This is a genomic window from Microbacterium suaedae, assembly GCF_003254645.1.
Taxonomy (GTDB): domain Bacteria; phylum Actinomycetota; class Actinomycetes; order Actinomycetales; family Microbacteriaceae; genus Microbacterium; species Microbacterium suaedae.
Map to the genome: position 1 here is coordinate 1,025,212 of NZ_PNFD01000001.1, position 12,145 is coordinate 1,037,356.

5 protein-coding genes are annotated in these 12,145 nt (G+C 69.4%); all 5 read right to left on the reverse strand.

Features of this window, described 5'->3' with window-relative positions:
- Window positions 1-94: 94 nt before the first annotated feature.
- On the reverse strand, window positions 95-1,084 hold the full coding sequence (locus C0012_RS04600; RefSeq protein WP_110589756.1) for an ABC transporter substrate-binding protein: 990 nt from the start codon (window positions 1,082-1,084) through the stop codon (window positions 95-97).
- Window positions 1,085-1,240: 156 nt separating this feature from the next.
- Window positions 1,241-2,785, reverse strand: coding sequence for a sugar ABC transporter ATP-binding protein (locus tag C0012_RS04605; protein WP_110589544.1), 1,545 nt, complete (start codon window positions 2,783-2,785; stop codon window positions 1,241-1,243).
- Window positions 2,782-3,810 carry a LacI family DNA-binding transcriptional regulator gene (locus C0012_RS04610; RefSeq protein WP_110589543.1) on the reverse strand — a complete coding sequence of 343 codons (1,029 nt, stop codon included), beginning with the start codon at window positions 3,808-3,810 and terminating at the stop codon, window positions 2,782-2,784. Before C0012_RS04610 ends, C0012_RS04605 begins: the two co-directional genes overlap by 4 nt.
- 113 nt (window positions 3,811-3,923) lie before the next feature.
- Window positions 3,924-7,577, reverse strand: coding sequence for an immunoglobulin-like domain-containing protein (locus tag C0012_RS04615; protein WP_110589542.1), 3,654 nt, complete (start codon window positions 7,575-7,577; stop codon window positions 3,924-3,926).
- Window positions 7,578-7,765: 188 nt separating this feature from the next.
- Complete coding sequence (locus tag C0012_RS04620; protein WP_110589541.1) at window positions 7,766-11,896, reverse strand: family 16 glycoside hydrolase; 4,131 nt, start codon at window positions 11,894-11,896, stop codon at window positions 7,766-7,768.
- Between the last annotated feature and the right edge of the window lie 249 nt (window positions 11,897-12,145).

Consider the following 12,145-nt stretch of genomic DNA (forward strand, 5'->3'; position numbering starts at 1 on the left):
GGGCGGCCGGGGTGGGTGCGGGGGGGGGGGGGCCCGCGGCCCCCCCACCTCATGAGGCCGTGGCCTCGGATATCGATGCTGTCGGACGTACCGATCAGTACTGACGGTCGGGAAGAGCGGCCTCGGCCGCCTCGGACGAGTCGAACGTCTCGCTCGGGACGATGATGTACGGCTCGACGCTCTCGCCCTCGAGAGCCTTCTCGACCACGTCGACCGCGGTCTCGCCGAAGAGCGGGTTGTACTCGGCCACAAAACTCAGCTCGCCGGCCGCGAGCGCCTCCATGGCGCCCTTCGTGCCGTCGATCGTCGCGATCTTGACGTCCTCGCCCGGGGTGAGGCCGGCTTCCTCGACGGCCTGGACGGCGCCGAGGCCCATCTCGTCGTTCTGCGCGAACAGGAGCTGCACGTCGTTGTCGTTCGACTTGAGCACCGTCTCGAAGACGCTCTTGCCCTCTTCCGTCGACCAGTTGGCGGTCTGCGCGCCCAGCTTCTCGAACGCCGCGTTCTCGCTGATGACCGAGTCCCAGCCCTCGTTGCGCTCGTTGACGACCGACACACCGGCGGGGCCCTCGAGCACGAAGTAGTTCGCACCGTCGGGGAACTCGCTCACGGCCCACTCGGCGACGCCCGCCGCAACCTGCTGGTTGTCGGGCGCGATGCGCGTGACGTAGAGATCGGTGTTGTCGGGCTCGATGCCGCGGTCGATGAGGATGACCGGGATCTCGGCCTCCTGCGCACGCTCGAGCGAGTCCTCCCAGCCCGAACCCTCGGTGGCCGAGAGGAGGATCACGTCGACGCCCTCGTCGACGAACGACGTGAACGCGTCGATCTGCGACTTCTGGTCGAGGTTCGCGGCGGGCGCGTACTTGAGCTCGTATCCGGCGTCCTCCGAGAAGGTGTCCTGGATGTTCTGCTCGTTGGCGGCGCGCCAGTCGCCCTCCGGGCCGACGGCGACGAAGCCGACGGTGGTGAGCTCGTCGCCGGAAGCGGATCCGGCGTCGTTCGAGCAGGACGCCAGCCCGAAGACGAGGGCTCCGGCTGCGGCGGCTCCAGCCACCTGGACGATGCGGTTGCGTGCGGACATGTTCTCCTCCTCGAGATGCCGGGCACCGGGTGCCCGGCCATGCGGATCCGTCATGGATCCGCTGTCGGTTGCTGTGACGACGAGTACGTCGTTCCCAGGATGTTACCGGGAACAAAATGTTCCGCACAAGCCCGAGATGCGATCGTGACGTCGCCCCTACGCGTCGATGTCGCCGAAGCCCTCGCCCGCGAGATCCGCGGCGATCATCTCGACGATGGTGTCGACCGTGACGCCCGGGCCGTTCGAGAGCTCGCCGATCTTCTCCCGGTCTTTCAACACGACGATCCGATCGCTGAGGCGCACGACCTCCTCGAGCTCCGACGAGATGAACACGACTGCGACGCCCTCCCCCGCAAGCTTGGCGATCCGGCGCTGGATCTCGACCTTCGCCCCGATGTCGATGCCGCGCGTCGGCTCGTCGAGGATGAGCACGTGCGGGCGCGTCGCCAGCAGGCGCGCGAGCAGGACCTTCTGCTGTGTGCCGCCCGAGAGGGTCTCGACGGGGCGGTCGAGGTCGTCGGGAGACAGGTGCAGCGCGTCGAGATACGTGTCGATGAGCGCATCCTGCTCGCCGCGGGCGAGGGGACGGGACCAGCCGCGCATCGCCTGCAGCGCCAGGATGATGTTCTCGCGCGCGGTGAGGCCGCCGATCACACCCTCTTCGCGCAGATTCTCGGTCGACAGAGCGACGCGGTGACGCAGCGCAGCGCCGGGGCTGCGCAGCCGCACACGCTCGCCGTCGACCCAGAGCTCCCCCGTGTCGGCGCGGTCGGCGCCACCGACGAGCCGCGCGAGCTCCGTGCGCCCGGATCCGCGCAGACCCGCGAACCCGACGACCTCGCCGCGGGAGAGCTCGAGATCGGTCGGATCCAGCGCGCCGCGGCGCCCCAGATCCTCGGCGCGCAGCGTCGCGGGGCCGCCCGGTGCGTAGTGGTGCGCGAGCCGCTGCGAGCGCAGCTCGCGGAGGGCGCCGATGTCCTCGCCGATCATCTTGGAGATCAGCTCGGCGCGCTCGACGTCCTCGGCGTCGTATTCCGCCACGACACGGCCCGCACGCAGGACGGTGAGCCGGTCGGCGACTGCGAGCACATGCTCGAGGAAGTGCGAGACGAACAGGATCGCCGTGCCCTCGTCGCGGAGGCGGCGCACCACGCGCAGCAGCGTCCGCGCCTCCTCGGCATCGAGGCTCGACGTCGGCTCGTCCAGGATGAGTACGCGCGGGCGCAGCACGAGTGCACGCGCCACGGCGACGAGCTGCCCGACGGCGGGCGACAGCGCCGACAGGCGCGTGCGAGGGTCGAGATCCGACAGGCCGAGGTGTGCGAGGACCTCGCTGGTGCGCTCCCGATTCGCCTTCCAGTCGATGCCGAACCTGCCGCGTATCTCGTTGCCGAGCATCACGTTCTCGGTGACCGTGAGATTCGGGCTGAGATGCGATTCCTGGAAGACCGTCGCGATGCCGTCGGCCCGCGCATCCGCGACGCCCGTGGGGGTGCGCGTCTCGCCGTCCATGCGCAGCGTGCCCGAACGGATCGGGTGCGTCCCGGTCAGTGCGCCGATGAGCGTCGACTTCCCCGCGCCGTTCTCGCCCATGAGCGCGTGGATCTCGCCCGGGAACAGCGTGAGGTCGACGCCGTCGAGCGCGCGCCTCCCCGCGAACTCGACGACGATCCCCGCCATCTCGACGACCGGACGCATCATCGGGTGCTCGCCCCGTGCCGTGGCGCGGCGCTCGAGGCGCGCACGACGAGCTCCGCCGGGATGCGGGTGGTCTTCGGGATCTCGCGGCGCTCGATCGCCGCGCGCAGGATGTCGACGACCGACGTCCCGAGCGCGCGGAAGTTCTGCGTCACAGTCGTCAGGGGCGGCACGACGTGGCCTGCAAGCGGGACGTCGTCGAATCCGACGACGCTGAGGTCCTCCGGCACGTGGAATCCCCGATCGTGCAGCCCGTGCATGAGCCCCACGGCCATCGAGTCGTTTCCGACGAAGACGGCCGTGTAGTCCGGCAGCCCGCGCAGCCCCTTCGCGAAGTCGTACGCGAAGTCGGCCGACCAATCGCCCACGACGATCGGGCGCTCCCGGATCCCCCATTCCTTCGCCCGCGCGTGGAACGCGCGTTCGCGGGCACGGGCGTCGAGCCAGTCGAGCGGGCCGGAGAGGTGGAGGATATCGCGATGGCCGAGCGAGACCAGGTGGTCGACGGCGAGCGTCGTGCCCTGATGCTGGTCGACCGACACGGTGAGGAAGGTCGGGTCGTCGTCGGGCTTGACCACGAGCACGGGGACGCTCATCGAGGTCTTGCGCAGCGCCGCGACCGATGACGACCGCGGGGCCACGATACAGAGCGCGTCGACCCCCTGCCCCGTGAGATTGTCGATCGCGTCCTGCGGACTGATCTCGTCCTCGTCCCCCACCGCGATCGAGCTGACGGCGTATCCCGCGGCGCGGGCGGCCGATTCGACGGCCCGCAGCGTGCTCGTGGGGCCGAACTCGATCGCGCTCTCGACGAGCACGCCGATGCGCTGCGTGCGCTGCGTCGCGAGGGCGCGCGCGGCCATGTTCGGCCGGTACCCCATCTCCTCGATGACGTCGAGGACCCGGCGGCGCGTGGCCTCCTTGATATGGGGGTAGTCGTTGAGAACGCGCGAGACCGTCATGTGCGACACACCCGCGATCGCCGCGACCTGCCTGATGTTCGGCTTCGCCGCCCCCGTGTCCGTCACCTCGGTCCTCCCACGGGCTCAGCCTATCCCGCCCCCAACCCGTCATTTCTGGCACATCCCGTCGGCGGAGTCCGCGACGGGATGTGCCAGAAATGAAGAGGCAGGGCGCATCGTCAGCCGCAGGAGATCACGTCGTAGACGGCGCGGGCGTCGACCAGTGATCCGGAGTCCGCGCGGACCTCGCCCGCGTCGACGCTCGCCTGGCGGGCGTTGAAGCTCACCGAGACGCGGGCACCCGGATCCACAGCCTCGAAGACGCGGGAGCCGAAGGCCGTCGTCACCTCGATGTCGGCGGACGCGGTTCCCTCATTCGTCGATCGCGCGACGACGTAGGCGCTCCCCGCGATGCACCGCGTCGATGCCTCGACGGAGACTGGCGGCGCTGCGTCGGCTTCCCGCAGCCTGTCGTACTCGGCGCGCGCGAGCGGACGCACGACGCCGTGTTTGGTGGCGTCGAACATCTCGAACTCGTCGGGCGACATCCGCTCGAACGCGATGTCCGTCGTGTTCCCCGTCTCGATGCCGGTCACACGGTACGGGCGATACCCCTGCTCGGATCCACCGTACTCGTCGACGTAGACGTACCAGACGTCGGCGGTCGTGTCCTTGAACATCAGCGGCCCCTCGACCGCGCCGTAGTCGGCCTGGCCGATCGCCGTCTCGACGGTCTCCCACTCCGTGCCCGGCAACCACCATTCCGTCGCGTCGGCCACTTCCATGTAGACGGCCTTCGCCGCGTCGCCGTTGTCTTTCGAGATGCGATAGGTGCGTCCGTCGTGCTGGTAGACGGTCGTGTCGATGACATCGTGACCGGCGTCGATCATCACTCCGCCGTAGGCGTAGTCCGTGCGGAAGTCGGTCGTGAAGCCGTAGTGCACCTTTGCGTACGCGCCAGGCTCCGCCGCATCCTGGTTCGGGAACCGGGTCGTCGGATACGTCTTCGACGACCAGTACATGACGAACCGCTCCGAGACCGGATCCCACGTCGCCTCGGGCGCCCACGCCATACCTTGGTCGGGCTGCGCGACCGTGAGGGTCCACGGATCCGACCAGTTCACGAGGTCGTCCGACTCCCAGAACACGAGCTCGCGGCTCAGATTCGCGCCATGCCACCACGTGTCGTGATCGGCGCAGTCGTACGAGTACCCGCCCGTCTCGTAGGGCTGGCAGCCGAACACCCGCAGGTCCGTCGCCATGAGGTAGTACGTGCCCGTGTTCGGATTCCGCACGAGGTAGGGGTCCCTCACGCCCGTCGAACCGAGATCGGACGCGAGGATCGCCTCACCGCCGTTCAGACGATCCCACTTCGTCGGATCGTCACCGCGGCTGAGGTCGAAGTAGATCTTCTCCGCGTAGCCGTCGGGATCCTCGACGAAGTGCGCCATCAGGTACCCGTAGCCGTCGTCGGGAGAATCACCGACGCCGGCGTAGTGCCGCATCACGCGGTCGTACTCCTCGCTCGTGATCGGCAGGATCGTGCCGTGGCGCTTCTTGAGGGCGCCGTAGTCGACGTCGGTCGCCTTGCTCCAGTCGTCGGCCGACGTGGAGCCGATGTCTCCCGTGCGGAACGGCAGGTACCCGAGCCCCGCACCGTACTGGTCTGCCATGAGACCGTAGAGCGCCTCGTCCGCGCCCGCGTCGTCGTCGTTGTACTGGAAGAACTCCGGCCCCTCGAGGCAGCCGCCCGAGTAATTGGTCCCCGTCGCGCACGACTCGTTCGTGCCGTCCATGATCGACTGCAGCGTGCCGACGAGCACCCACTCGTCCTCGGAGCCGGTCTCGCGCGGCAGGGCCGAGACGGTCGGCGAGGCGATCGCCTTCGACTTCTCGATCGTGATCTGGCCATCTCCCGAGGCGCGGTAGAACCAGTCGCCGACCTGGAACACGGTCGTGTCGATGATCGAGTGCTCGCGGTCGATCCACTTCACAGGATCCGAGAACGTCACGAAGTCGCGCGTCGTCGCAATGTACATGTTGACCGGGTCGCCGATCTCGTTCTGCGCTTCCGACCTCGTCGCCCAGAACACGTAGTACTGCTGCGACGCCTCGTCCCAGATCGCCTCAGGCGCCCACATCATGCCTGCGTCGGGGATGAGACCGGCGATGTCGGGGAAACGGGGCTCACTCCAGTTCACGAGGTCCGTCGACTCCCAGACGGCCATCCTCGTCGATCCCGAGTTCGTCGCGTCCGCGTTCCCCCAGCCGCCGCGATGGTAGATGCTGAGGTCGGTCGCGATGAGGTAGAAGCGGTCGCCCTCGGGGGAGCGCACGAGGAAGGGGTCGCGCACGCCGCCGTCGCCTTGAGTCCGGTCGACGGAGAGCGCCGGATCCCCGTCGGGGCGCGTGTCGGTGAACGTCGTGGCGTCGCGGCTCGTGGCGAAGTAGATCTGCTCGTCGCTCTCCGCGCCCTCGGTGCCCGTGAAGTGGGCGAACAAGTAGTCGGTCGTCTCGGGCATCTCGTATGCCGCGCGCACGACGACCTCGATCTCGCGCGTCGCAGTCGCGTCGCCGGCGCGCGCCGCGGCGGTGAGCACGACCGTCCGATCGCCGTCGGCGGGCCGCGTCACGAGGCCAGGAGCGACGCCGTCTGAGCCATCGACGTCGATGACGCCGGGCGCATCGGACGTCCAGATCAGCTCGGATCCGTACCGCGCGCCGGTTTCGGGCAGGCTGATGCTGCTGCGCAGGTCGTCGGCGTTCGAGATCCGGATCGCGTCGAGGTCGCGCCGCGCCTGCTCGACGTCGGTAGGCGCCGCCGCCACGGTGACCTCGAACGTGCGCGTCGCGGTCTCTCCGCGAACGTCGGACGTCGCCGTGAGCGTGACGTCCGTCGCCGTCTGCGGTTGCGTGACGGCACCATCGGGGGCGATGACGCCGGCGGGCTCACCCGACCACGTGACGCTTCCGGCGGTGGGCAGCACGATGTCGGTCTCGATCGCGGACAGGTCCTGTTCGTTGGCGGATCCCAGGTCGATCGCCCGCACCGCCTCGGCCGCGGCTTCGGGTGCGTCGGCATCGGAGATCTGCTGCAGCGCAGGCTGTTCGAGCGCAACACCGTACACACGGAACGTCGACATGCGCCCCTCGTAGGGGCGATCGCCCGAGTACGCACTCGCGCCGAGGAGGTTCATGGTGTGCGTCGCGAGATCGTCGAGGTGCGTCACCGATCCCGTGTTCTCGGCCCACAGCTCGCCATCGACGAAGAGGCGCAGGGTCGAGGCCGATCCGTCGGCGTTCCGGGCGATCGTCGCAGCGACCGACTGGGACGCACCCTCGACGAGCGTGCGGTCAGCCCGGGCTGTCTGCTCGTCCGACCAGTTCGTCGACGAGATCGTCAGGCGCGGGTCGACTGGCTGGATGAACATCTGCCCTTCGCCGTCGTCTCCCGATCCGCCGATGTTCCACAGGAACTGCGCACCGGCGAGTGCCTCGGGTGTCGTCTCGGCGACGATCGTCGCCGCTTCCCGTCCCGCGAGCAGATCGTCGGGCAGCGCGACGTGATTCTCGCCGGTGAACTCCATGAAGCCGTCGCGCCACGCCTCCCCGCCGACGACCGATCCATCGTTGCCGGTTCCGGAGGCGTCGTGCACGACCGTGCCCGATGTCTCGGAGAAGTCGTACGACAGCAGCAGACCGCCCGACGGAACCTCCGCGGCGGCGGGTGACGCGGCGAGCATGGCGCCCACGACTGCGGCGCCCGCCGCATACGCACTAGCGCGCCTGATCCGTGCGGGCGTCGCCCGTGTCAATTCATGTCCGGGCTGCATCGCCGTCTCCTCGCCTCATCGCGCGACGGCCGCTCCTGTGCGCCCGTCTGTCGGATACCGCTCGGATGTTACCGGGAACATTCGCAGCGCGTCAACGGGGTTGAGCGGGAGCTCGCCGCGCGCCTGCCGCAGACCGACCCGTATCCGCTCGGGAGCGGTCGATCCGCGGCAGACGAGCGGCGCCAGGGCTACTCCACCGCGTCGTACGGTGCCGTCGACGAGTGCGTCGTGCCGTCGGCGCCCGTGCCGGTCACCGTCACCGCGCCCGCCGGGATCTGCGCCTGGCGCGTGTTGATCGCGGCCGACACCGTGTCACCCGGCGCGACGTCCTCGAACGTCTTCGCCCCGTACTCGGTCTCTACCGTGACGTCGGCGGCCGTGTCGTTGGCGTTGTGCACCTTCGTCACCAGGAACACGTTCTGCCCGAGCGAGCGCGTGGTCACCTCGGCGTCGAGGCGCAGCCCCTCCGCCTCCTCGCCCGCGACCGCGAGCCACGAGATGACGGGATCCGAGCTGCCGGCGCCCTCGCTCGTGACGAGGTAGTCGACCGTCGCGGGCTCGTCGAGCGTGAACGTCAGATCCGCCGAGACCCGGTCGTTCGTGCCCGAGAGGCCGACCGTTCCCGAGGCGAGCTCGACGCCGCCGGCCGACACCGACTGGATCATCGGACGGGTGACGCCCCACCACTCGGTGAAGCCCGCCGTGAGCGTGTACGTGCCCGCCTCGAGCGGGAGGCGGTAGCGCAGATCGGTCGTGGACTGCCAGTACCCGGTCGAATACTTGTCGGCCAGGTCCATTCCGCCCTTGACGTTCATGCCGTCGGGCAGGTGCCCCCACACATCGGCGCCGGTCGACGCCTGATCCACCGCGTCGTTGCGCAGCTCGGGGAACGAGCCGTCGACTGCGAGGTACTGCGGCGAGTCCTGCCCGCCCGTTCCGGCGTCGATGAAGTACCGGATTCCGTCGGGAACCACCTCGTACTCCGCCTCTACCGCGGCCTGCTCGTCGAGCATGCCGCGCACCGCGAGCGTCTCGTACGCCGTGCGCTCGGCATCGATCGCGTCCTGATCCCAGGTCACGGAGCGCTCGGCACCGCCGACGACGACCGTCTCCGGCAGCTCCTGCCCGATCGCGACGGCGCCCGCGAGGCCGATGTCCTCGACGTCGACCGCGGTCAGCTGCTCGACGGCGCGGTCCAGGCGCTGGGTGAGGCCCGCCGCCCCCTCGGCGTCGAGGCCGAAGGCGACGGGATCCGCGGCGGCGGCCTTCGCGTGGGCGAGCGTCGTCTGCACGACCTGCCACTCCGCGGGGTCGTGACCCTCGGGATCCTGCGCCTCGCCCGCGGCGATCGCGTCGTTCAGCGCCGTCAGCTCGACCGCGCTCGCGTCGGCCGCGGCCTTCACGACTCCGACGGCGTCAACGTTGAACTCGGCGTCGTTCGCGGTCTGGAACTCGACCGTGTGCTCGCCGTCCGCGAGCCCGCGCAGGCGGAGAGCCGTCTTCTCGGATCCGGCCTGCATCGTCGGTGCGTCGGTGAGAACGCGCTCCCCGTCGACGGCGACGTGCAGCAGCGTCTCGCCGCTGTTGCTGCCGATGAGGTCGAGCCCGGTTCCGGTGAAGGTGTAGCTCAGCGTCGCGCCCGAGCCGGTGCTGAGGCTGCGCGTGCGCCCCCACTCGTACATGCTCTGGCCGTTGAGGTGGCGCCACCCTTCGTCGAACGACAGCACGGGCGCCGACGTGTCGGCCCAGCTGGTCTGATGCATCCCGTCGATCACGTCGGTGTAGTACGGCGTGTATCCGTCGATCGGCGTGACCCGAAGATCGTCGAACTGCGTGAAGGTGAACGCTGAGCCGAGCTGGATCCGCCCCGTCGCCTGCGGTTCGGGGTCGACGTACTCCGCGACCTCGACGCCGTTGATGAGCGCCGTGTAGGTGTCTCCCGCGACGCGCACTGCGAGGGTGTTCCAGACATCGGATCCCGCCTGGAAGGCGGTCTCGGGCACGTCGGACGCGAGTCCGCTCGCGACGGTCTCGCCGTATCGCTCGAGCGACCAGGCACCGTCCGGATCGACCCGGAGCTCCGCGGCCGACACGTTCTGACCGTTCGAGGTGCCGCCCTGCTGGCGGGCGCCGACCGTCGCGTACCGGCCCGAGCCCGGCTCGAACAGCACGTCGACCGAGACCGTGTAGTTGGCCCAGCGGAAGTCGCCGATCGTCGTCTTCGGGTCGCCGCCGTTCCAGGCGCTGCCGACCATGTCCGGGCCGATCTGCTGGCGCAGCACCCGATCGCGATCCGGATCGTCCGTCGCGACCGACTCGAAGGCCCCGTTGGCGTCGTGGGTGTACCGCGGCGTCGCGCCGCGATCCTCCGGCCGCACGCTCGGCGTCCCGTCGGGCGCCTCCTTCGCGCCGCGGGAACCGAGGTACGTCTCGCCCGAATCGGCGAGCTCGCCCGTCTCGGGATCGTAGGTGAGGATCCCGCCCTGCTCCGCATAGTCGAAGTCGTCGGCGTAGATCACGTCGTCGTCGGTCCGACCGTTCACGGCGCCGCTCGCGTCGGTGTCGAGCACGTCGCGGCCTCCGTCCTCGGCCGTGTACTCGGGCGCCTGCGGCAGCTTGCTGCCCGCGCCCTCGCGCGGCGTCAGGGATCCGTCGGCGGCAGCGGTCGCCTGGTCGAGCGTCGTCGCGGTGACCGCCGACCACGGTTCGACCGTCACGGTGTAGGTGCCGGCGGCGTCGGGGGTCAGCTCGTCGACGGGCGAGAGGTAGTTCGCGTCATACGCCTCGCCGTCGTCGGCGGCGCGCGTCTCCCACACCTCGAGCGCGGCGTCGTCACCGAGGTTCAGCTCGCTCGCGGTGATCTCGTAGGTGCGGGTGAACGAGCTGTCGTTGACGATGACGGTCGAGAAGTCCGTCGCATCGGGCGCGGCCAGCGTCGTGTACGAGTCGCCGCCTCCGAGGGCGCCGCTCGGCGGATTTCCCCGGCCGAGCGTGCTGTCGGATGCCTGCGGGATCGCCCGCCAGATGCCGTTCGCGTCGGCCTCGCCCGTGGCGTTCTCCCAGCCGAGCGTCGCGAACTGCGTGAAGTGCTGCAGCACGGCGAGCCCCGCGTCGTAATACAGCCAGCCCGACCACGGATCGCGGGCGCTGACGAGCTCCTTCGAGGCGTACTGGAAGCCGTCGTAGAAGGATCCGATGGCCGGCTGGTAGATCGTCATCGTGCGCCGCGAGGCGTCGAAGCCGGTCGTGATCCAGTTCGCCATCTCGAGCGGGCCGTTCGCGCCGCCCATCCCCGTGCCCGTGCCGCCGACGCCGTCGTCGTTCGTGTTGTTCGGGCGATCGGCCGAGTTCGAGAAGGTCGCCTGGCCCTCGGAGTTCCAGACCTCGAGATCCAGATCCTCGGCGGCCTTCGTCATGTTGCCGTTCGCGTCGTCGGCGCTGCTGTAGTGGAAGCCGACGATGTCGACCGCGTCGCGCAGCGCGCTGTCGGCCGGATCCGTGAGCTGGTCTCCGAAGCTCGTCGGCGGGGTGCCGACGGTGTCGCCCGCGACGGTGCGGATCGCCTGGAACAGTTCCTTCTCCTCGGGGGAGGCGTAGCCGCTGTTCGGATCCTCCGCCGTCGCGCCCTCGTACCCCGCCTCGTCCGCGGCGAGCTTCGCCGCGAAGTCGATGACCACGGCCTCGTCGGGGTCGTATGTCTCGTTGTGGTCGGGGTTGATCGAGTCGACCATGATGCCGTACTCGCGGTACGCGGCGAGGGCCGTGTTCTTGAACCAGATGTACTCGTCGGCCTTGTCGGCGACCCACGCGGGCGTGGTCCAGCGCAGGAGGCTGAGGTGGATGTCGCCCTGCGCGACGCGCTGCGCGTCGGCGGCGAACTGGAAGCCCGGCTCGCGCTGCACGTTCGGGTACTCGTCGCGGCTGCGCATCGTGGCGGCATTGGGCCCCGTCGAGGTGTTGCGGTCGTTGCCCATCTCGATCTTGACGGTGTTCATGAGGGGACGTTCACCGCCGTACAGGGTCTCGACCAGCTCCCAGTACTTCTCGGGCTGCGCAGCTTTGTAGTCCATCAGCAACGAGCTCGTCGAGTTGGCCGAGAGCATGCCGAAGCCCTTGAACGGGAGGCCGTTGCGATTCTCGGCTGCGGCGGCGACGTCGGCGCCGCTCACCGTGATCGAGACGGGATCGTCCGGGGCGGCGCTTGCGACCGTCGGGGCCAGGAGGGAGCAGCCGATCGCGGCGGCCGCGACCGTCGCCGCGACACCTCTGCCTCGACGGGGCCCCGATGAACGTGAGTGGGCATGAGCGGGTTCAGGCATGTCCGATCCTTCTGATCTCGTCAGCGGCATCCTCGCCGCCGATCCGCGCGCTGTCGCGTCCTTGCGCCCCACAGTCAACGTGCGAACGCACGCCGCGATCAATCGAGTCGATCAGGATCGAACAGGCCTGCCCACACTCGAACGCGATCGTGCGCGATTCCGAAACAAGGCGATGTCGCTGAGAGTCGCGACCTCAGGAGGATCCCGTCTTGTCCCGGCGATTCCGCCTTGCCTCGGAACGCGCGGCGG